The sequence below is a fragment of the Oricola indica genome, from assembly GCF_019966595.1.
GTDB classification, from domain to species: Bacteria; Pseudomonadota; Alphaproteobacteria; order Rhizobiales; family Rhizobiaceae; genus Oricola; species Oricola indica.
In genome coordinates, this window is record NZ_JAINFJ010000009.1 from 116,606 (window position 1) to 136,551 (window position 19,946).

A 19,946-nucleotide genomic window follows, 5' to 3' on the forward strand; every position below is an offset into this window, starting at 1 on the left:
GCGGCCGCCTTGTCCAGATAGCCGGAAAGACTTGCCCGCGCCGGGTCGGTCGCCGGATCGCTTGACAATTTCGAGCCATATGTGAAACCCTTTCAAGTAACCGAATGGTTACAATTCGTGCGGCGGCGGAGGGTTCGGATGTCCGGGAGAGAGTTCGACTACATCATTGCCGGCGGTGGCTCATCGGGATGTGTCCTTGCCGCGCGTCTCAGCGAGGATCCGGCAATCAAGGTTCTGCTCGTGGAAGCAGGGGGAAGGGATCGCAACCCGCTCTTCCATATGCCCGCCGGCTTTGCGTTGATGACCAAGGGCATTGCGTCTTGGGGCTGGTCGACGATCCCGCAGAAGGGTCTTGGCGGTCGCTCGCTCTGGTATACGCAGGCCAAGGTGATTGGCGGCGGGTCCTCCATCAATGCGCAGATCTACACGCGTGGAAACCGCCGCGACTACGACGCCTGGGCGCAGGATCACGGCTGCGATGGCTGGAGCTACCGCGAGGTTCTACCCTATTTCAAGCGCGCGGAAGGCAACGAGCGGTTCCTGAATGACTATCACGGCGCGGACGGGCCGCTCGGCGTTTCGATGCCCCGCGGCGCATTGCCGATCTGCGACGCCTTCATTCGTGCCGCACAGGAGTGGGGTATGTCCTACAATCCCGATTTCAACGGTCGGGATCAGGAGGGCTGCGGTTACTACCAGCTGACCCAGCGCGATGCGCGCCGGTCTTCCGCCGCGCGCGCCTTCCTCAAACCGGCAGAAAACCGTAGCAACCTCACGGTGCTCGCTGGAACGGAAGTTCGTCGCATCATGGTGGAGAGCGGCCGGGTCACCGGGATCGAGGTCGCGGCGCGTGGCGCAACCGTTCACTACACCGCGTCTAGGGAAGTGGTGCTGACCGCCGGCGCGATCGGTTCGCCGCGTTTGCTGATGCTGTCGGGAATCGGACCCGCCGACCACCTGCGCGAAACCGGAATCGATGTCGTCCATGATCTGCCCGGCGTCGGCTCGAACCTTCAGGATCATGTCGATCTTTGCACGATCTCCGAATGCACGGGGCGGCATACCTATGACGGCGTCGACAGGCCGGACCGGGCGGCGCTCGCCGGTTTGCAATACATCCTGACCCGCACGGGCCCGGTGACCGCCTCGCTCTTCGAGACGGGTGCGTTCTGGTATGGCGATCGGGACGCGGAGGCGCCCGACCTGCAGTTTCATCTCGGCCAGGGTTCGGGAATCGAGACGGGCATCGTGAAGATCGAAGGCGCCGGCGTGACCCTGAACTCCACCTATCTCCGCCCGCGCTCACGGGGCACGGTGCGGCTGGCCTCCGCCGATCCCGCGGATGCGCCGCTGATCGACCCGAACTTCTGGGACGATCCGCACGATCGAGAAATGGGATTGCGCGGGCTTGAAATCGCGCGCGAGCTCATGAGCCAGCCCGCTCTCGAGGGCTTCGTTCGCCACGAAGCCTTGCCGGGTGCCGGCGCAAGCGAGCAGGAAATCCTCGACTACGCGATGAGCATCGCCAAGACCGACCATCATCCGGTCGGGACATGCAGGATGGGGCATGGCGCGATAGCCGTGGTGGATCCGGACCTGAAGGTTCACGGGCTTGCGGGACTCAGGATCTGCGATGCCTCGATCATGCCCGCGATCAACTCCTCCAACACCAACGCGCCCACGATCATGATCGCCGAAAAGGCGTCGGACATGATTCTCGGTCGGCCTTCTCTGCCAGCGGTCGAATTCAGCGACAAGAACTGCCGGGACATGCGCGAACCGGCCTGACCGATTTTCACGGGTGAAGAGTATTTGCGGCCGATCAGGTCACCAAACGGCACCTGCACTGCATCGCATCGGATTGACCGTTTCGGACAACGCGCGCGATGCACAGCATAAATGACGTCGCGGCACCCTTGATGGCTGAAGAAGTGGCCGCCGGCCGCACAATCTGTTAGCAATCGAGGCTCCTTGCGAGTTACGGGGCGCTCATGCAGTTTCTGGTCGTTGCCGATATCCACTACGCGCTGAAGCAGTATGACTGGCTTCTCGAAGTGGCCCCGCATTACGAAGCGGTGGTCATCGCCGGCGACCTGCTCGAAGTGTCGTCGATGGTCGATCGCCGTGCACAGATCGTCGTATTAAGGACCTATCTGCGCAGTCTTGGCGAGAAGACACGGATCATCGTCTGTTCAGGCAATCACGATCTCGACGGAGAACGCGAAGACGGCGAACGCGTCGCGGACTGGATGCTCGACCTCGGCGATCTGGGAGTCGTCTCGGACGGCGAATCCGTCACGATTTCCGGCGTCCGGTTCTCGTCCTTCCCGTGGTGGGACGGCGAACAGACGAAGAAGCAGGTCCTGTCGCAACTCGAGGCGGATGCGGAACTGGCCCATGACCACTGGGTCTGGGTCTATCATGCGCCGCCGGCCGACAAGCGGGTCAGTTGGGGCGGTCAGCGCCATTTCGGAGACCCGGATCTGGTTGGCTGGATCGAGCGGTTCCATCCCGACCTTGTGCTTGGCGGCCATGTCCATCAGTCGCCCTTCATACCCGACGGGTCATGGGTCGATCGTGTCGGCGAGACATGGGTGTTCAACACCGGTCAGCAGCCGGGCGAACGGCCGACCATCATCGCTTTCAATCTCGATCGCAAGGAAGCGGTCTGGCTGTCCATGATGGGTGGTCAGGCGCAATCGCTGGCCGAGCCGTTACCTGAACCGGCCCGGCTGATGGAACTGCCCGGCTGGATTACAATCTAGGATCGTCGGACCGCGTCTCGCGGTTGGAGGCGACCTTGCGTTGCTGGTTCATCAGCGCGCCGAGAACCTGGTCGACCATACCGAAATGGTCTTTCCTGTCGTCGAACTGCACCTTCAGGTCGGCGAGATAGGTTGTCGCGTCATGCAGGCGCTGCGCGAGTAGCCGGGCGGCATGGATCGCCAGACCCGGACGGCGTGTCATGAATTCGATCGGATTTTCGACAAGGTAGGCGCGAACGGGCGTGGTCGCGATGACCGAGGCCGAGTAGCTCGTTTCGAGCAGTGCCGACATCTCGCCGAAGAGCGAGCCCGGTTTCCGGTCGACGGCGACCTGGACGCTTCCCTTGGAGACCGCCACTTCGCCTTCGATGAGGACGAACATGCGATCCGCGGTCGCGCCCTCCCGAATGAGCGGCTCGCCGGGCTCGAAACGGACTTCCTCCAGATCGCGGCACTCGTCCAGGACTGCGTTCATTGTTCGCTCCGGATTGCAGGATCGCTTTGCGGACATCCGCAGGCGTCGGCTTCAAGCCTTCCTGCAGTGTCGGGCGAGACGGCACGCCAGTCAAGCGAAGCCAGGACTGACGAACGGGCGTCTGTGCGGACCGGCCGCTCGCGCGCGATGATCTACCGCCTCGCGGACAAGGAGCGAGTCTCGAGGCGACTGACGAGGCGGGCGAGCGGCCAGAGCACGATGAAATAGAGCAGCGCGGCGATGACGATCGGGGTGGCGTTGAAGGTCAGTCCCTGGACGACACGGGCGGCCTGGGTGAGTTCAACGAAGGTGACCACGGCGGCGATGGAGGTCAGCTTCACCAGTTCCAGCGTGTTGGACAAAAGGTCAGGCAGCACGTTGCGTGTGGCGATGGGAACGCGCACATGCATTGCAGCCTGCAATGTGCTCAAGCCGGTGGCGCGGGCAGCTTCCTCGAGGCCGCGCGGCACGGATAGCAGGCCCGCCCGGAAAATCTCTCCGTAATAGGAAGACGAGTTCAGCAAAAGCGCGACGATGATGGAGCCGAGCGGCGGCAGCCGCAGACCGAAATGCGGCAGGCCGGCATTGATGAGAATGAGCAGGACGAGGGGTGGGAAGGCGCGGAAGAAGTCGACATAGACGACCGTGAGCCCGCGCAGCAGTCGGCTCTTCGATGTCGCCATGAGCGCGATCGCGAGCCCCGCGAAGATGCCGACGGGAATTGCGATGGCCGAGAGCATCGCGGTCTGCCCGAGCCCGCGCAGCAGATAGGGCCAGTAGCGCTCGACGATCTGCCAGTTCACGAAATTCTGAAGGAAATCATCCATGGTCAGTTCCACCGAAACCGTGTCTCGAGCCGGCGGCTGAAAATCGCGAGCGGCAGAAAGATGATCATGTAACCCGCAGCCGCCATCAGCAGCGGCGTGGAGTTGGACGAATAGGACGTCGCCGCGATCGCCTCGCCGAGCATTTCGGGAACGGCAACCGCCGAGGCGAGCGCCACGCCCTTGGTGATGGCGATGGTGCGATTGGTAAGCGACGGAATGGCCACCCGCATCGCCTGGGGCAGGATGACATGGGAAATGGTCTGGCCGAACGACAAGCCGGTCGACCGCGCCGCTTCCCACTGGCCCTTGTTGATCGACAGAAACGCTGTCCAAAAAATCTCTTCGGAGAACGCCGCGAGAACGAGGCTCAGCGCAAGCCATGCCGCTGTCATGCCGGACATCGAGATTCCGGCAAGCGGGAAGGCAAAATAGAACATGAACATCAAGGTAAGCGGCGGCAGGCAACGCAGGATGTCCGCATAGGCCACGATGGCGAACGTGACGGCGCGCAGCTGGAACGTCCGCGCGACCGCGAGCGCGAGCCCGCCGGAGAGGCCGGTGACGACGATCAGCGCGGCAAGACCGAGCGTGACGGCAAAGCCGCTGGCCATCGACGGCAGATACTGTGCGGCAACCTCGGCGTTAAAAAACTGGGCGAGGATGCGATCCATAATCAGGATACCTGCTGCAGGAACTCGGCGAGGCGTGGATGTGGCGGAGCGTCGAATATCTCCGGCGGGGGCCCCTTGGCCACCTCGACGCCGTCCGCCATGAACACCACCTTGTCGGCGGCCTCGCGGGCGAACCGCAATTCATGCGTGACCACCACCATCGTCATGCCCTCGGTGCGCAGGTCGCGCATCGTCGAGATCACGCTGCCGACCAGTTCCGGATCGAGTGCGCTGGTCGGTTCGTCGAACAGCATCACCTTCGGATTGAGCGCGATGGCGCGGGCGATGGCCACGCGCTGCTGCTGGCCGCCCGAAAGTGTCGCCGGCATGGCGTCGGCCTTGTGGCGCAGTCCGACGGTATCGAGCGCCTTGATGGCGATCTCGTCGGCCTCGGGCCGGGCCAGCTTCTTCACCTTGCGAAGGGCGAGCGTGACGTTCCCGAGAGCGTTGAGGTGTGGATAGAGATTGAACGACTGGAACACCATGCCGAGTTGCTGGCGCAGGCCGTTGAGATCGACGGATGGTCCGGAAACTTTCTGTCCGTCGAGATAGATTTCGCCCGAGTCCGGCTCCTCCAGTCTGTTCAGACAGCGCAGCATCGTGCTCTTGCCCGAGCCCGACGGACCGAGAATGCAAACGCACTCCCTTTCCTGCACATGGAGATCGACGCCCTTGAGGACGTCGATCCCGTCGAAAGATTTCCAGATTGCGTGGGCTCTGAGCATTATTCGCCCCGTGTTCGGCTAGTCGCCGCAATTCGGCATGTGCGCAGTCGGATCATAGCCTTCGAGGCCGGGTTCGCCATAGCCATAGACAACGCGGTACGCGGCTTCGTCAGGACGAGCCGGTTCACCGAACCATTTTTCATAGATTGCCGCGACGGTGCCCTCCAGTTTCACGCATTCCAGCGCCGCCTCGAAACGGTCGCGCAGTGCCTCGTCGCCCTTTTTGAAGGGGTGGAAATAGGTGAAGCCGGTCTTGACGACATAGCTGCCTTCCAGCGCGGGTGTTGCCTTCGTCAGATAGGTGGCGACCGTGGCGCCGGACAGATTGGCATCGGCCTGGCCGGAGATCACCGCCTGAAGCGCGTCGGGGTTGGAGCCGAACCGGACGATCTCGTAACCGTACTGGTCCTGGCGTTCACTCAGCCAGACGTCGTTCGAGTTGCCGCGGTTGACCGCGATTTTCAGACCCTTGAGGTCCTCCATCTTCTCGATCTTCGCGCCGCCCGCCTTCACGATGAAGCGGTAATCATTGTTGAGATAGCCCTCGCTGAGCAACACTTTCGATGCGCGGTCCGCATTGGCGGTGGTCGGCGCGATGATGAAGTCGATATTGCCGGCATCCATGTCCGCGAAAATGCCGGAATAGGGAACGTTCACGATTTCCACGGTCGCCCCCATTTTTTCGGCAACCGCCTCAATCAGGTCCACGTTGAAGCCCTCTACCCCGCCATCAGGCTTGGCCATGACATGTGGCGCGAAGCCGACATCAGCACCGACACGGAATTTCTCCTGCGCCTGCGTGCTCACGGTTAGCGCCATAAGAGCGGCGAGGGATATGGCTGAGATTGTTTTGATCGACTGCATCGTCTCTGGTCTCCATTTGGATTGTCGATGATACAGATCAATATTGTAAACAATCATTGTTTGCAAACATTATTTAATCAGATTAACAATATGCCTACTATTTGTGCAGATTTTGAGAATCTGCCGCTTTTGCGACTGCGCTGGCGCGCGCTATCCGGGCAAATTTGCGCCATCTGGCGCGAAGATGGGCATCCTCGTCCATCCGGCTGTTCCAGCAGGCGATATGGGACATGCGTCGGGAGAAGGATCCGCCGTCACGCGCTTCCCCTGTCTGGCCGATTTTCGCGCCATCGGGGGCGTTCACGGTCGCGCGCGAAGCCTTGCCCAACTGCCAGTAGTCCCATTCGGCTTCGGTCAGATAGGCGCGCGCCGCCTCCGGCGTTGAGCAGGAATAGCCCTGGCGCATCAGATAGGCGCCCGCCCATCCCGACAGATACCAGTTGGTATAGGCGAGAGCATTTCGGCGATCCGTCTTGCTGCATCGAGACGAGACGGCCAATCCTCCGGCCCATGCCCGTCCGCCCTCCCGCATCGGGTTGTAGCGCACCGGAATCCCCGACTTCCTGAGCGCGGTAACCGCCGGCGGCCAAAGCGACTGAACCGCGACCGGCCCTTCCGTCATTCGCTCGATCGATTGCTCGAAACTCGGCCAAAGGCTGTCGAATTGCCCGTTGAGCGCGTATTCCTCGAGAATCTCGTAGGTCCGGTCGATTTCTTTTCGGGTCTGGTTGCCGATGTCGGCATATCGGCAAAGGCCTCGTGCTTCGGCGGCGAGCGAAAGTTCGATGTAGGAGACTGCGGGAACGTCGGCGAGCGCGACTTTTCCGGCAAGCGCCGGATCGAGAAGGTCGCCCCAACTCGTGACTGTCCGGTCTGTGCGGTCGTCACGCCAGCCAAGTGAGTCCGAATTGCAGATCGTCGGGACCGCGTTCAGCCAGTCGCGGCTTTTATCGGCAAAGATCACCGTATGGGGTGCCACGCCGCGTTCGCAAACCGGCTCGCCATCGATCTCACCGGCCAGGAACAGCGGAGATATTTCATCGTAGCGTTCCACCTCGCTCGCCCGAACCGGCTGTATCGTGCCTGTAAGGCGAAGATCGTTGATCATCCAGAACTCGGCTTGTATGAGATCGAATGAGCCGGGGTCGGACAAAGCCGTGTGATACAACTCTTCGGTCGGAATGACCGTCATTTCGATATTGAAGCCAAGATCCAGTTCGGCTTTGTCCGGGATGGCGCGATGGCCGGACGGTGGCGTGACAAAGACGCGCAACGGCGTTTGAGACATGAATGAGACAATCCTTGGATGAATGTTGCACAATAATTCAATAGGATTGTAAACAATGCAAGCGCCTTCGATTGGCGAGCATCGGGAGAGGCCATGAGTGACCTTAAAATCAGGAAATCTGCGAATGCGGGCCGCGACGGCGCCAATGCGGTCTATGGGGGCATTCTCGAAGCGATATCCCGTCAGCGCCTCGCGCCGGGCACCAAGCTGCCTGAAGAGGGCCTGTCGCAGGTATTCGGCGTAAGCCGTGCTCAGGTCCGGTCCGCACTGGCCAATTTGCGCCAGCGGGGGCTGGTCCAGATGGAGCCGAACAAGACGGCGCAGATTTCGGAGCCGTCGGCGAGCGAGGTGCTGGAGCTGTTCTCGGTCAGGAGCTGGCTCGAACCGGAACTGGCCGCCGAGGTCGCGAGAAATCTCACCGACGAGCAGGACGCCATGCTGAAGGGCCACCTTCAAAAGGAGCAGGCGGCACGCGATGCAGGCGACCGGATCGAGGCAACGCGGCTGGCGGGCCTTTTCCACACCGCCATCGCTTCATGTTCCAGCAATGCAATCGCCAGGAAATATATCGAAGAGCTCGTCGATCGTTCGTTCCTCGCGATCTACCTGTATCAGCGTGTCGGCGAGGTGATGTGCGTGAACGAGGATCATAGCAATCTCCTCGACGCCTTTGCGGCGCGTGATGGCGATGCGGCTGCGAAATCGATGCGGGAGCATTTGGCGCATGTCCTCACGCGGCTGGATCTCGAAACCGACGAGGAGTCGTCGCCGGATCTGACCGAAGCCTTCCGGGGCATCGTCTGAAGAAAGCCGGGTCCGGGAGGTCTTCTCAGCGGACCCGCGTGCCGGCGACTGCGCTCAGGATAGTGGTCAATCCCGCCGCTGGAACGCGATCATGATCAACGCCAGGCACGACGACCCCAGCATGAGCAGAAGCGAAACGGCATTCAGCAACGGCGTCGAGCCTTCCTTCAGCCGGTCGAACATGGCGATCGTAAGGGGCGCATCGGAGCCGACCAGCATCAGCGTGGTGTTGAAGTTCTCGAAGCTCATGAGGAACGCGACCACGAAGGCGCCGACCATCGCGGGAGCGAGATAGGGGATCGTGATCGTGCGCACCGCCGTCAGGCGGGTCGCGCCGAGATTGAGCGCCGCCTCTTCCAGAGTCTGGTCGAACTTCTGAAGCCGCGCGGAAATGACGAGCGTCGCGATGGTCGCGATGAAAGAGAACTGGCCGAGAATGACGAGAGTGAGCCCGGGGCGCAGCACCTCGAGGTCCCATTTCATGCTGTCCCAGACGCTGTTCGCGACCGTGCTGGAAAAGACGAGGATCGAAATGCCGAGCACGATCCCGGGAATGACGAGCGGCAGCAGCATCAGCACATAGAGCAGGCCGCGTCCGCGGAACTTGTGGCGCGTGAAGAGGAAGGCGTTCGACACGCCGACCGCGACGGCCAGAAGCGAAACCGCCGCGCCGATGAAGGCCGACGTCCCAATGGCGCGCAGGATCGGACGTTCGTGGAAGACGCCGATCATCGGCGCGGAATCGCCGAAGAACCAGTTCCAGGTAAACCCTTCCCAGGGAAGCGAAGGAAACTGGCTGTCGTTGAAGGCGAAAACCGTCACGACCAGAAGCGGCAGGGCCAGATAGAGGAAGAACAGGATTACATAGGCCGAATAGGCGAACCGGAACGGACGCGATTGCGGTATGGTCGGGATCATCGCCGCGCCTCCCCTAGCCCATCGTCTTTTCGAGCGTCTGCCCGGTCAGACGCAGCATCGCCCAGACGATGAAGGAGGACAGGAACAGCAGCACGAACCCGAACGCCGCGCCCAGCTCCCAGTTGAACCGGACGATGAACTGCGAATAGATCAGCTCGGTGAACCACAGGCTGTCCTTGCCGCCCAGCATGGTCGGCGTCAGGTAATTGCCGAGGCTCAGCATGAACACGACGATGCATCCGGAAACGATCCCCGGCATCGCGTGCGGAATGATGATTTCGCGCAGGATGGACGGACCGCTGCCGCCAAGGTCGTAGCCGGCCTCGATCACCGCGTCGTCGAGGCTGCCGAGGGTCGTGATCAGCGGCACCACCATGAACAGCATCGACGTGTAGACGAGGCCGGTCATGATGGCGGCGTCGTTGTAGAGCATTTCGACCGGCCCATCGACGAGCCCGAGATATTGCAGAAGGCTGGAAACGATCCCGGTTTCGCGCAACAGGATCATCCAGCCGAAAGTGCGAACGAGCTCTGATACCCAGAACGGCACCAGGCACAGCAGGAAGAGCAAAGATTTAACCCGCCCCTTGGCCATCTTGGCGATGTAGTAGGCGACCGGAAACGCGACGAGCAGCGTGATCAGCGTCGCCGTGACCGACATCACGGCGGTGCGCAGGAACGTCCAGAGATAAAGCGGCTCCTGCAGGAATGTCAGGTAGTTGGCTGCGCTGAACTGGTACTCGCCGACACCGACCCGTTCGCGCAGCGATATCAGCAGCATGTCGATATGCGGAATGACGATCAGCAGCGTAAGCCACAGCAAGAGCGGCGTGACGAGCAGGATGAAGCCGATACGCGTTCCCTCGCGCATTCAACCGGCCCCCGCCGGAAAGCAGTTGGCCTGATCGCCCGACCAGCCGATATGCACTTCGTCGCCGCGCGAGAGGCCGTCGAACTCCCCCGACTGGGGAAGCGAGACCTCGATCTCGCCGTCGCTTTCGGCGTCGCGCACGAGCACCCGGCTCGCCGCCGCGTTGAAGAGAAGGCTCGTCACCCGGCATGACATGCGGTTGTCGAAGGCGCTCAGGTCGCCCTCGTTTCGAGAAAGGCGAACGGCCTCGGGACGCACGAAGATCTCCGCCGACGATCCCGGCGCGAGTGCGCGACCGTGTGCCTGACCGCGAATGAGCAGGCCGTTTTCCGTGCGCAGTTCGAGCGTATCGCCCTCGGCGCGCTCGACCCGGCCGCTCCACCGGTTGCTGTCGCCGACAAAGCCCGCCACGAATGGCGTTTGGGGTCGGTAATAGAGATCGCGTGCAGTGCCCATCTGTTCGAAACGGCCATTGTTCATCACGGCGATCTGGTCCGACATCACCAGGGCTTCGGACTGGTCATGGGTGATGTAGACGAACGTCGTGTCGAAATCGGCCTGCAGCGCCTTCAATTCGATTTTCATACGTTCGCGCAGCTTGAGATCGAGCGCGCCGAGCGGTTCGTCGAGCAGAAGGACATCTGGTTCGAGAACCATGCACCGAGCGATCGCCACGCGTTGCTTCTGCCCCCCGGATAATTCGTCAACGCGCCTATGGCCGATACCGGGCAGGCCGATGCGGTCGAGAACCTCGCCGACCTTGCGCGTGATCTCGGCCTTTGGCAGGCCGGCACGCCGCAGCCCGTAGCCGATATTGTCGGCCACGTTCATCATCGGAAAAAGGGCGAGGTGCTGAAACACCATGTTCACGGGCCGCTTGTTCGGCGCCACGTCGAGTACTGATTTGCCCTTGATCAGGATGTCGCCGCTTGTCGGCTGCAGGAAGCCGGCGATCATGCGCATGATCGTCGTCTTGCCGCAGCCGGACGGCCCGAGGATCGAGAAGAACGACCCCGGCGGAACGGAAAACGAAACCTCCTTGACGGCAGTCGTATCACCGAAGCGCTTCGTCAGGTCGATGCATTCAAGGTCGGGGGTCATCGCGTTCTGTTCGTAATGTGGGCGGCACCCGCCCGGAGGCGGATGCCGCTTGTTTCAGATCGTCAGTTGGCTGCTTTCACGCGGTCGAGAACGCCACCCTCGATGGCTTCCAGACCGGCGGGAACCGGCGGATACCACTTGATGTTGTCGACTGCTTCCGGCGGGAAGCTCGCCTGATAGCGCGCCTTGAGATCGGCCGCGACAAACTCGTCGGCGCCCTTGGAGGCCGTGAAGTTGCCCGCGGCGTCGGTAATCATCGCCGCGACCTTCGGCTGCATCACGAAATTGATCCATGCATAGGCCGCATCGTCCGCCTTGCCCTTGGCCGGCAGCACGAATGTGTCGATCCAGCCAAGCGCGCCGGATGCGGGTGCGACGAAGGTGATGTCGGGATTGTCGGAATTCAGCTTCCAGCCACCCGTGTCCCACGCCATCGATGCGACGACTTCGCCCGAGCGCACGAGGTTCATCAGTTCATCGCCGCCGCCCCAGTAGGTTTTGACATTGGGCTTGCACTCGATGAGTTTCGCCTCGACCTTTTCCATCAGCTCCGTATAGGCCGCCTCGTCGCCATAGGCGGCGAACGGATCCAGGCCCATGGCGAAGGCGAAACCGATCAGGGTCGGACGCTTCAGGCGATAGGACACCTTGCCGGCGACATCGTCGCTGCACAGGTCGGTGTAGTCCTTCACGCTGGCTGCCTTGCTCGTGTCGAGCACGAGGCCGCTGGTGCCCCAGACATGCGGAACGCCATAGACTTCGCCGTCAACCGTGGTGTTGCCCTTGGTCGCCTCGAGCATGGACGTGATGAACTGCGACGCGTCGATCTTCGACAGGTCGATGGGCTTGTAGATCCCGAATTCCGCCTGCGGCCCCGCGATGCGGTCCTGGCTGGGCTGCGCGAGATCGAAACCGCCGCCGCCGGTGGCGCGCAGCTTGGCGATCATTTCCTCGTTGTTCGACTTGGTGACCTCGACCGTGTGACCGGTTTCCTTCTCGAACATCTCGACGACATTCTCCGGCGCATAGCCGCCCCATGTCAGGAGGCGCAGCGTGTCCGCGCTGGTGGCCTGGGTGAGGCCGAGCAGGCCGAAAGTTGCGACCGAAACGACGAGTTTAAGTTTCTTGCTGCGTAAATGCATGGGAACTCCCTCCATGTAGACAACGGTTTCGAGACCGTCGGGAGACGGACATTGGTGGATTTTTGCTATCCGGTCAAATTTTGTGTGCCACCGGAAACCCCGCTTGTCACATCCCGTTCACACGGCTCGGAGAGAGCCGTTCGAGGGGCCTGTAAAAGGTGGAAAAATTTCCCGTAGGTCCGGGAAGTTCGAGCTGTTTCAGCGATGAAAGCGCTGGTCAGCCAGTGGCGGGTTAATTGTGAATACGAGACACCGAGCATTCGCCCGCTTCAACTATCAAGGCCGGGCTTTGGCCTTGTGTCACAAGCACCCGTAGCACGGTTGGATAGAGCGCTGGCCTCTGAAATCGTCCCCGGATTGCTCTCGGTTCCAACGGTCTTGCTGAAGAATGAGGCGGGCCGCCATACAGCCTGACAAAGCCGAGCATATCCGCGTTCGCCGCAGAAAAGCCTCGAGTCAAACGGAGCGCATATCTGGCTAAGCGCCGTCGCCCTTGGGTCGCATCAAAAATCAAGGCCGACGACGGCGGATCATCCGGTGGCAGTTCGCGCAGACGAGAACGAGGTCAGCGAACTGTGTTCATTCCATCGGAGAGCCCAGATCACATCAGTTTGATTTCTTCAGCAATTCGCCGACCGCGTTGACCGCATTTCCGACATCCTCGATGGTTTTCTGAACCTTCTCGGCTTCCAGTTCGGCCTCGGTCTTTGGGCGGGCCAACTCCTCTGCAGCGGCCTGTTCGGCTGCTTTCTTCTCGGCTTCCATTTCGGCGCGGATCTTTTCCTCGGCTTCGAGCTTGATGCGGGCCTCTCGTTCGGCCTTGAGACGCAGCTCCTCTTCTGCCTGCAACTGCTCGAAAGCCTCGTTTTCGCGCTTGGCCTTGGCTTCGGCGGCGGCGGCATCCTCGGCTGCCTTGGCCGCGGCTTGTTCCGCCGCTTTCTTCTCGGCTTCCATTTCCGCGCGGACCTTTTCCTCGGCTTCGAGCTTGATCCGTGCCTCGCGTTCGGCCTTTGCCTTCAGCTCCGCTTCCGCCTTGGCATCGGCTTCGAGTTTGGCTTTCGCAGCGGCTTCTTCCGCCTTCTGCGTATCGGCCTGCGACGCCGCCGGCTGGGCTGGGGCTTCAGTTTTGGCGGCCTTGTCTTCATCGTCGCTGCAGGCTGCAAGAACGAGCGCGAACGATGTAACGGTCAGTAGTTTGCGGATCATGTGTAACCTCTTAAGCTGCATTCGACAGGCAGGGTGTTGCCGGCCACTCGCTGTGTTGTTCCTGTCGAACATGCAAACCCTGAATGTTTGGTTAACAAGACGTTAATGCTGGGTTCATCTATAAGCGCAGACAGCGCAACGCCACCTCGCAATATCTAGCTGGCAATCCAGACCGCGAAAATGCATGTCGGCACGGCGGCTGCTATCGGACCCCATACCCTGCGTTCGAGCCGCTTTGGTGTTGTGACATTTGCAATGCATGTCAGCAAAGTCAGGGCGAAAGTCAGCCACCACGCGGTCGCCGGCCAGCCCAATTTGATGCTTCGCAGACTGGCGTTTCTGGCAGGAAACCGCCACTCTCGTGAATTCTGACCGTGCCAGTCTCGCGAGGGAGCGTTAAAAAACGCTGGTGACGATCGGGGGAAATCGCCACCAGCGCTTCGGGGTCGGCATCCGGGCGAGAGATGCCGGGTCCTGGAGGCAGCGGGCGAAAAGGAGGACGGGTTTCGCCGGGGAATGCCTCCAGGATCTGTCGATGCGGATGGTGCGAACCGGTTGGATCGCATCAAGCATCAAAGGCCGTTCACGTCCTCCACTGTGCGGTGTTCCATGCCCGGCCAGTTGGCTTCCGCCTTGGCGATCGTGCCGGCCTTGTCCTTCTTGTAGGCCTCGAAGACATCGGCGTTGAGGAAGAGGTAGAGCTTGCCATCGACAACGTCGGCGAAGCGCGGGCTTCCATCCAGCTTCAGGCCCTTGGCGACGCCGAAGGCGCAGAAACCGCCATATTGCGGGATGAAGGCTGCCGGATCGGCCGCGAACTGCTTCATCGTCTCTTTGGACGAGAAGTAATAGGCGACATTGTCATGCACGACGGTGAATTTGGCGTGGCCCGGGGTCACGTCCAGGCCCGTGAACAGCGCAACGGAATCGTTGCCGCGGAGCGCAACGCCCTGGCCGTCGACCGTGGTGCCGGTCGAGACATTGTATTCGTCGGCGGCGAATGCGGCAGAAGCGCCGGAGATCGTGCCGATGACACAGGCAATCGCCATGATGGTGTTCAGGTTTTTCATGTCAGTCTTCCTTTCGGTTTGCGCCACATGGGCGTCTGGGTGAAGCCGCCGGCGACTTGCCGTCGGCACGATCCGCCGGAATTCGGCGCGATCGATCCTGTGACCGCGAGAAGGTCCTCGCCGTCCACGCCGGCCCGGTCGGGTCGGCGAAGTGAGGTGGTGCTTGCGTGGCGCTAGAGGCCGAGGTCGCTCAGGCCCGGATGAGTTTCCGGACGCGGCCCGAGCGGCCAGCGAAACTTCCGCTCGGATTCGCTTATCGGCGCGTCATTGATGCTGGCGACGCGGCGGCGCATCAGGCCGCGCTCGTCGAACTCCCACAACTCATTGCCGTAGGAGCGGAACCAGCTGCCGCTGTCGTCGCGCCATTCATAGGCAAACCGGACCGCGATACGGTTCTCGCGGAACCCCCAGAGCTCCTTGACCAGGCGGTAGTCGAGCTCGCGGTCCCATTTTCGGGCGAGGAAGGCGACGATGGCGTCGCGGCCCTGAAGAAACTCGGCGCGGTTTCGCCAGTGGCTGTCCGGGGTGTAGGCGAGCGCGACGCGTTCCGGATCGCGGCTGTTCCAGGCGTTTTCGGCGAGCCGGACCTTGCTTTCGGCATCTTCGACCTGCGTGAAAGGCGGCAGCGGAGGGCGTTCGGGTTCCATGGTCAGCTTCCTTGTGCGTTGGCGAGCCGGGCTCGCAGCTCTTCGTTTTCGGCTTCGAGTGCGGTGACACGGTCGCGCAGCGGCGCCATCGCCGCGGCGATCTCCGTCTCGGTGTAGCGAGGGGTGATGTGCAGGGGGCAGTTCCAGTCGAACGCGGCGAGGCGCAAAACGAAGACGCGCTCGGGCCGTGCCTTGTAATCCGGCTCCGCGACGAGCGCGGCGAGGTCGCTATCGATCGGGACCGCTTCGACATGGGTGTAGATCTTGAGGCGGGCGCGGGCCGGGTAATCGACGAGGATCAGGGCCGCGCGGGCATCTGCGGCCAGATTGCCGGCGCTGATATACTGGCGGTTGCCGCGATAATCGGCAAAGGCGAGTGTCTTCTCGTCGATGACCTTCAGGAACCCCCGGGGACCACCGCGGTGCTGGACATAGGGCCAGCCGGTTTCCGAGGCGGTGGCCATGTAAAAGCTGTCACGCGCCGCGATGAAGGCGACTTCATCGGGTGTGAACCTGTCGAAGGCGCGGTCTGTCTTGTAGTTCTGGTAGACCCGATCGCTTCCCGCGGCTTGCTGCTCGGCGCGGACGCTGGGAGTCGTGGCTATGTCGAGAAATCCGTAGGGCATGGCGGTGTCTCCGGGTCGATGACGGGCGGGTCAGAGAAGCCCGCCCGTTTCTCGCGTCAGGATGCTTCGCTGGCATGGACGACGGGGAAGTCGATCTCGGTGCCGGCGACCACATTGAGCAGGTTCGTGAAAATGTTCTCGGCGGCGACGGCGATGATCTCAACGATCTGGCCGTCGGAGAAACCGGCTTTGCGAACCGCCTCGATATCGGCGGTGGCGACCTGGCCGCGGTCGCGAACGACAGTCACGGCGAAGCGAACGGCGGCATCGGCCTTCGGATCGCCTGATCGGCCCATGCGGTTGAGCGCGATTTCCTCGTTTGAGATCTTCGCCATGTTCAAGCCGAGATAGTTGTGCGCAGACAGGCAGTAATCGCAGCCATTCACCTGGGCGACGGCCAGCGCGATACGCTCGCGTGTCTTGACGTCCAGCGCCTTGGCGAGCGCGGCGTTGTTGGCGGTGTAGCCCTTGAGAGCCGCTGGGCTGGAGGCGATCAGCCGAAACATGTTCGGGACGACGCCAAGCTGGCTCTGGACGGCGTCGAGTATCGGCTTGGATTCGGCGGGGACATCGTCGCGCGCCGGAATGGTCAGACGCGGCATTGCTGTTTCTCCTTTCGAGCTTAGGAACCAGGCGGGTTCCGTTCGAAGGAGGATTAGCTCATTCCAAATTGAGAGATAATCGCCTATTATCGGGAATTAATGTCTCGAAAATTGGAATAATAATGGATCGGCTCGACGCCATGCGACTGCTGCTCAGCGTCGCCGAAAGGGGCAGTTTCTCGGAAGCCAGCCGCGAGCTGGGCGTTCCGCTCGCGACCGTCAGCCGCAAGATCAACGAGCTCGAGACGCATCTGGGTGCGAAGCTCCTGATCCGCACGACGCGCAAGGTCGCGCTGACCGATACCGGTACGGCCTATCTGGCTTCGGCGCGGCGAATCCTTGAAGATGTCGAGGAGGCGGAGCTCATCGCCGCGGGCGAGTTCCAGTCGCCGCGCGGCGAACTGACCCTGACAGCCCCGGTGCTGTTCGGCCGGCTGCATATTCTGCCGGTCGTCATCGATTTCCTCGCAGCCCATCCGGACATCAATGTCCGGCTGGTTCTGTCGGACAGCAATCTTCATCTGCTTGACGAGCATGTCGACATGGCGGCGCGGATCGGCCGGCTGCCGGACAGCACCATGATCGCCACCAATATCGGTGCGATGCGGACGGTCGTCTGCGCCAGCCCGAAACTGATCGAGGCCTATGGCACGCCCGTACGGCCAGAGGATGCAGCAGCGCTGCCGAGCGTCAATTTCGAGTTCCTGTCGCCGGCCGCGAGCTGGCCCTTCCGGCTGGCCGAAACCGGGCGGGTCATCGATGTCGACATCGCGCCGCGCCTTTCGGTTTCGACGGCGGAAGCGGTTGTCGAGGCTGCCGTCCGGGGAGTCGGCGCCGCGCGCGTGCTTCATTATCAGTGCGCGGAACAGCTGCGCGATGGCGCGCTGCGGATTGTTCTGGAGGACTTTGAGTTGGAGCCGGCCCCGGTCCATCTGATCCATGCGGCACGCGGAATGCTCCCCTCGAAAATGCGGGTCTTCCTCGATTTCGCCGTGCCGGCCCTGAGAGCGAGACTGCGACCGCTTTAGTTCGTCAGCGCAAAGCGCGAACGACCAGATATGCCGTTTATGTTTTCTGGAGCGTTGCCTTAGGAGGCAGCGCAACTCCATCTCGCAATTTCGCGTTGATGGAAACGCCCGCCTCGGTCATCAAGGCCGGGCTTTGGCTCCATATCGCAAGCACTCGTAGCTCAGCGGGATAGAGCGGTGCGTTATATCATCATTCTCCGTTTACGGATTTCCGACCGGGGCGAGCGCAACTGAGATCTGGACCCCTTGCGCGCTATTCTGCAGTGGCGACACAACGAAGATACGCGCTCCGGCACGGTCCGCGATCGCCTTGACGATGGCGAGTCCCAGTCCGCTGCCGTCCTTGTTCCCCGATCCCCGCTCAAATCGCAGCATGAGCCGCTCTGTCATGTCCGGCGACAACGCCGGCCCGTCGTTTCGAACCGAAAGCACTCCGTCCGCGCTCAGGTCGACTTCAACAGGCCGGTTGGCGGTCCCGTGGCGCAACGCGTTCTCGATCAGGTTTCGGCAGAGGATACCGAACGCATCCGGATCGAGATTCGATTCGACAGCCGCTCCGGGCATCGAAAGCGCAATCCGCTCCTCTCCCGAGCGGGCGAAGTCCTGCACGATCAGCTGCAAGACCGGCCGAAGATCGTTGGAGGTGTCGAGTTGCAGCCGGCTGCCTTCCGCGCGGGCGAGCTGCATGAGCTTCTCCGACATGCGCATAAGCCGCTTGAGGGTTGTTTCGATCTCGGTGGCGCGTTGCGACGTCCGTGCGTCGGTCGTCTCGGACTTCAGGCGCTGGGCCTGTGCGATCGCGCCGGCCACCGGCGTGCGCAATTCATGCGCGGCATTGGCGGCAAAGGCGCGTTCCGCTTCGAAGGCGGCACGCAAGCGGTCGAGCAACTGGTTCACGGCGCCCGTAATCGGCTTCAATTCCGTCGGAAGCCCCGTATCGGGCAAAGGCGAAAGATCCTGGGCGCCCCGCCGCTCCAATCCCTCCTGCAGGGCGCGCACGGGACGAAAGCCTCGCCGCGTCGCCAGAAGGATGGCCGTAAGGCTGAGCGGAATAACGACCAGAAGGGGCAGCAACAGACCAAGCAGGATAGCTCGCGACGTCTCCGAACGATGGTCCAGCGGCTCGGCGACCGCGATCGTGATACGCCCGTCCCGAGCTGAATCGTAGTAGAGGCGATGCGTCGATGTCTGGGTAAAGCCGTTCTCCTTGAATGGCGGGAAATCCTCTTCGAGGGCCCCTGACGAACGCAATAAAATCCCGCCGTTGCGATCGCGGACGACATAGCTGACCTTGTCATCCAGAGGGCTTACGCGGCCGATATGCTCATCGAGTTCGTCGTCGTCCTCGTGGTCGTCGCCCCTGCGCCGAAGATCGTGGACAGCCAGGGGCAATATGCGCTCCGCCGTCGCCTGCAACGCCCTGTCGTAGACCTCCTCCAACTCGCCGTCGGCCAGATGCGCGGTGACCGATGCCGCAAGCAGCCACAGGGCCGTTACCGGAAGGCCGATCAGAAGCGCGAGCCGGGCCTGAAGCGAGCGAGGCATTTTCATGGCCGGCCGAGCCTGTAGCCAAGTCCCCGCTCGGTTTCGATGACCTTGGCGCCGAGCTTCTTGCGCAAGCGGCTGACATGCACCTCGATCGCGTTGCTGTCGATTTCCGTGTCGAAGGAATAGAGCCGTTCCTCGAGTTGCGTTTTCGACAGAAGCTGGCCGGGACGCTGCAGGAAGGCCTCGAAGAGAACCCACTCGCGCGCGGTCAGAACAATCTTCTTGCCGTCCTTCGTCACGCTGCGGGCGGCGAGATCGATCTCCAGAGGGCCGTGCCTGATGATCGGATTGGGATTTCCGGTATATCGCCGCGCGACGGAGCCGATACGTGCTGACAGTTCCGCCAGGTCGAAAGGCTTGACCAGGTAGTCGTCCGCGCCCGCGTTGAGTCCTTCGATCCGGTCGGAAACCTGGTCGAGAGCGGTCAGGATGATGACCGGCGTGACATCGCCACGACCGCGCAGCGTTTTCAGGAAGGGAATTCCCCGGCCGTCGGGCAACATGAGGTCGAGGAGCACGAGATCGTAGACGGTTGTCGCCAACGCGTCGCCCGCTGCATCGAGACGGCCGACCCAGTCGACGGAATAACCGTCCGCGGCGATCTGGTCGCGCACCGCCGCACCAAGAATGGTGTCGTCCTCTATCAGCAGGATTCGCATGTCTTTGTCTCTGCCTGTCCCCTCCAGCCTTAGTCCACGCGCCACCTTACGGGAAGCTTAAGCGGAGGACGTGGCGGCTTAAGTCGGCCGTCAGATTAGCCGGTGAAAT

Annotated in this window: 21 protein-coding genes; 4 read left to right on the plus strand and 17 right to left on the minus strand. The window is 62.0% G+C overall.

Annotation, left to right across the window (positions count from 1 at the left end):
* Positions 1-138 precede the first annotated feature (138 nt).
* Both LC343_RS19645 and LC343_RS19650 read left to right on the plus strand, forming a co-directional pair.
* Complete coding sequence (locus LC343_RS19645; protein WP_223478871.1) at positions 139-1,788, plus strand: GMC family oxidoreductase; 1,650 nt, start codon at positions 139-141, stop codon at positions 1,786-1,788.
* A gap of 203 nt (positions 1,789-1,991) precedes the next feature.
* Positions 1,992-2,765 carry a metallophosphoesterase family protein gene (locus tag LC343_RS19650; protein WP_223478872.1) on the plus strand — a complete coding sequence of 258 codons (774 nt, stop codon included), beginning with the start codon at positions 1,992-1,994 and terminating at the stop codon, positions 2,763-2,765.
* Here LC343_RS19650 and LC343_RS19655 read toward each other — a convergent pair.
* The 6 genes from LC343_RS19655 to LC343_RS19680 all read right to left on the minus strand — a co-directional run bounded on the left by LC343_RS19655 (position 2,755) and on the right by LC343_RS19680 (position 7,615).
* Positions 2,755-3,240 (minus strand): Crp/Fnr family transcriptional regulator, encoded by a 486-nt coding sequence (locus tag LC343_RS19655; protein WP_223478873.1) that lies wholly within the window; start codon positions 3,238-3,240, stop codon positions 2,755-2,757. The two genes, LC343_RS19650 and LC343_RS19655, sit on opposite strands and share 11 nt — an antisense overlap.
* Before the next feature lie 152 nt (positions 3,241-3,392).
* Positions 3,393-4,067: an amino acid ABC transporter permease gene (locus LC343_RS19660; RefSeq protein WP_223478874.1), complete on the minus strand. Its 675-nt coding sequence runs from the start codon at positions 4,065-4,067 to the stop codon at positions 3,393-3,395.
* 2 nt (positions 4,068-4,069) lie between these two features.
* Positions 4,070-4,738 (minus strand): amino acid ABC transporter permease, encoded by a 669-nt coding sequence (locus LC343_RS19665; protein WP_223478875.1) that lies wholly within the window; start codon positions 4,736-4,738, stop codon positions 4,070-4,072.
* Between the two features lie 2 nt (positions 4,739-4,740).
* Positions 4,741-5,463: an amino acid ABC transporter ATP-binding protein gene (locus LC343_RS19670; RefSeq protein ID WP_223478876.1), complete on the minus strand. Its 723-nt coding sequence runs from the start codon at positions 5,461-5,463 to the stop codon at positions 4,741-4,743.
* An 18-nt stretch (positions 5,464-5,481) separates the two neighbouring features.
* Positions 5,482-6,327 (minus strand): substrate-binding periplasmic protein, encoded by an 846-nt coding sequence (locus tag LC343_RS19675; RefSeq protein WP_223478877.1) that lies wholly within the window; start codon positions 6,325-6,327, stop codon positions 5,482-5,484.
* A 97-nt stretch (positions 6,328-6,424) separates the two neighbouring features.
* Positions 6,425-7,615, minus strand: coding sequence for an ABC transporter substrate-binding protein (locus LC343_RS19680; RefSeq protein ID WP_223478878.1), 1,191 nt, complete (start codon positions 7,613-7,615; stop codon positions 6,425-6,427).
* A 93-nt stretch (positions 7,616-7,708) separates the two neighbouring features.
* Here LC343_RS19680 and LC343_RS19685 point away from each other — a divergent pair, with 93 nt between their 5' ends.
* On the plus strand, positions 7,709-8,419 hold the full coding sequence (locus LC343_RS19685) for a GntR family transcriptional regulator (RefSeq protein ID WP_223478879.1): 711 nt from the start codon (positions 7,709-7,711) through the stop codon (positions 8,417-8,419).
* A 66-nt stretch (positions 8,420-8,485) separates the two neighbouring features.
* Here the strand turns inward: LC343_RS19685 and LC343_RS19690 are convergent, their stop codons facing one another.
* The 9 genes from LC343_RS19690 to LC343_RS19730 form a co-directional block, all read right to left on the minus strand.
* Positions 8,486-9,337 carry an ABC transporter permease gene (locus tag LC343_RS19690; RefSeq protein ID WP_223478880.1) on the minus strand — a complete coding sequence of 284 codons (852 nt, stop codon included), beginning with the start codon at positions 9,335-9,337 and terminating at the stop codon, positions 8,486-8,488.
* 13 nt (positions 9,338-9,350) lie between these two features.
* A complete protein-coding gene (locus LC343_RS19695) occupies positions 9,351-10,208 on the minus strand; it encodes an ABC transporter permease (RefSeq protein WP_223478881.1) in 858 nt (285 codons plus the stop codon).
* Positions 10,209-11,309: an ABC transporter ATP-binding protein gene (locus LC343_RS19700; RefSeq protein ID WP_223478882.1), complete on the minus strand. Its 1,101-nt coding sequence runs from the start codon at positions 11,307-11,309 to the stop codon at positions 10,209-10,211.
* A gap of 62 nt (positions 11,310-11,371) precedes the next feature.
* Positions 11,372-12,451, minus strand: a complete 1,080-nt coding sequence (locus LC343_RS19705; protein WP_223478883.1) for an extracellular solute-binding protein — start codon at positions 12,449-12,451, stop codon at positions 11,372-11,374.
* Between the two features lie 606 nt (positions 12,452-13,057).
* On the minus strand, positions 13,058-13,657 hold the full coding sequence (locus LC343_RS19710; RefSeq protein WP_223478884.1) for a hypothetical protein: 600 nt from the start codon (positions 13,655-13,657) through the stop codon (positions 13,058-13,060).
* Positions 13,658-14,229: 572 nt separating this feature from the next.
* On the minus strand, positions 14,230-14,727 hold the full coding sequence (locus LC343_RS19715) for a YHS domain-containing (seleno)protein (protein WP_223478885.1): 498 nt from the start codon (positions 14,725-14,727) through the stop codon (positions 14,230-14,232).
* Between the two features lie 173 nt (positions 14,728-14,900).
* Entirely contained in the window at positions 14,901-15,374 is a 474-nt protein-coding gene (locus LC343_RS19720; protein WP_223478886.1) for a nuclear transport factor 2 family protein, read from the minus strand.
* A gap of 2 nt (positions 15,375-15,376) precedes the next feature.
* Positions 15,377-16,000, minus strand: a complete 624-nt coding sequence (locus LC343_RS19725; protein ID WP_223478887.1) for a pyridoxamine 5'-phosphate oxidase family protein — start codon at positions 15,998-16,000, stop codon at positions 15,377-15,379.
* Positions 16,001-16,056: 56 nt separating this feature from the next.
* Complete coding sequence (locus tag LC343_RS19730) at positions 16,057-16,602, minus strand: carboxymuconolactone decarboxylase family protein (RefSeq protein WP_223478888.1); 546 nt, start codon at positions 16,600-16,602, stop codon at positions 16,057-16,059.
* A gap of 122 nt (positions 16,603-16,724) precedes the next feature.
* Between LC343_RS19730 and LC343_RS19735 the strand changes: the two genes are divergently transcribed.
* Complete coding sequence (locus tag LC343_RS19735; protein ID WP_223478889.1) at positions 16,725-17,630, plus strand: LysR family transcriptional regulator; 906 nt, start codon at positions 16,725-16,727, stop codon at positions 17,628-17,630.
* Positions 17,631-17,831: 201 nt separating this feature from the next.
* Here LC343_RS19735 and LC343_RS19740 read toward each other — a convergent pair whose 3' ends face one another.
* Positions 17,832-19,181: an ATP-binding protein gene (locus LC343_RS19740; protein WP_223478890.1), complete on the minus strand. Its 1,350-nt coding sequence runs from the start codon at positions 19,179-19,181 to the stop codon at positions 17,832-17,834.
* Positions 19,178-19,837, minus strand: coding sequence for a response regulator transcription factor (locus LC343_RS19745; RefSeq protein WP_223478891.1), 660 nt, complete (start codon positions 19,835-19,837; stop codon positions 19,178-19,180). Before LC343_RS19745 ends, LC343_RS19740 begins: the two co-directional genes overlap by 4 nt.
* Positions 19,838-19,946: the final 109 nt, after the last annotated feature.

Bases quoted from the DNA above. Each gene is read 5' to 3' on its own strand.
- LC343_RS19715 (WP_223478885.1), bottom strand. From the start codon at position 14,727: ATGAAAAACCTGAACACCATCATGGCGATTGCCTGTGTCATCGGCACG.
- LC343_RS19645 (WP_223478871.1), top strand. From the start codon at position 139: ATGTCCGGGAGAGAGTTCGACTACATCATTGCCGGCGGTGGCTCATCG.
- LC343_RS19660 (WP_223478874.1), bottom strand. From the start codon at position 4,067: ATGGATGATTTCCTTCAGAATTTCGTGAACTGGCAGATCGTCGAGCGC.
- LC343_RS19685 (WP_223478879.1), top strand. From the start codon at position 7,709: ATGAGTGACCTTAAAATCAGGAAATCTGCGAATGCGGGCCGCGACGGC.
- LC343_RS19695 (WP_223478881.1), bottom strand. From the start codon at position 10,208: ATGCGCGAGGGAACGCGTATCGGCTTCATCCTGCTCGTCACGCCGCTC.
- LC343_RS19670 (WP_223478876.1), bottom strand. From the start codon at position 5,463: ATGCTCAGAGCCCACGCAATCTGGAAATCTTTCGACGGGATCGACGTC.
- LC343_RS19655 (WP_223478873.1), bottom strand. From the start codon at position 3,240: ATGAACGCAGTCCTGGACGAGTGCCGCGATCTGGAGGAAGTCCGTTTC.
- LC343_RS19705 (WP_223478883.1), bottom strand. From the start codon at position 12,451: ATGCATTTACGCAGCAAGAAACTTAAACTCGTCGTTTCGGTCGCAACT.
- LC343_RS19690 (WP_223478880.1), bottom strand. From the start codon at position 9,337: ATGATCCCGACCATACCGCAATCGCGTCCGTTCCGGTTCGCCTATTCG.
- LC343_RS19710 (WP_223478884.1), bottom strand. From the start codon at position 13,657: ATGATCCGCAAACTACTGACCGTTACATCGTTCGCGCTCGTTCTTGCA.
- LC343_RS19650 (WP_223478872.1), top strand. From the start codon at position 1,992: ATGCAGTTTCTGGTCGTTGCCGATATCCACTACGCGCTGAAGCAGTAT.
- LC343_RS19730 (WP_223478888.1), bottom strand. From the start codon at position 16,602: ATGCCGCGTCTGACCATTCCGGCGCGCGACGATGTCCCCGCCGAATCC.
- LC343_RS19735 (WP_223478889.1), top strand. From the start codon at position 16,725: ATGGATCGGCTCGACGCCATGCGACTGCTGCTCAGCGTCGCCGAAAGG.
- LC343_RS19700 (WP_223478882.1), bottom strand. From the start codon at position 11,309: ATGACCCCCGACCTTGAATGCATCGACCTGACGAAGCGCTTCGGTGAT.
- LC343_RS19680 (WP_223478878.1), bottom strand. From the start codon at position 7,615: ATGTCTCAAACGCCGTTGCGCGTCTTTGTCACGCCACCGTCCGGCCAT.
- LC343_RS19740 (WP_223478890.1), bottom strand. From the start codon at position 19,181: ATGAAAATGCCTCGCTCGCTTCAGGCCCGGCTCGCGCTTCTGATCGGC.
- LC343_RS19745 (WP_223478891.1), bottom strand. From the start codon at position 19,837: ATGCGAATCCTGCTGATAGAGGACGACACCATTCTTGGTGCGGCGGTG.
- LC343_RS19725 (WP_223478887.1), bottom strand. From the start codon at position 16,000: ATGCCCTACGGATTTCTCGACATAGCCACGACTCCCAGCGTCCGCGCC.
- LC343_RS19720 (WP_223478886.1), bottom strand. From the start codon at position 15,374: ATGGAACCCGAACGCCCTCCGCTGCCGCCTTTCACGCAGGTCGAAGAT.
- LC343_RS19665 (WP_223478875.1), bottom strand. From the start codon at position 4,738: ATGGATCGCATCCTCGCCCAGTTTTTTAACGCCGAGGTTGCCGCACAG.
- LC343_RS19675 (WP_223478877.1), bottom strand. From the start codon at position 6,327: ATGCAGTCGATCAAAACAATCTCAGCCATATCCCTCGCCGCTCTTATG.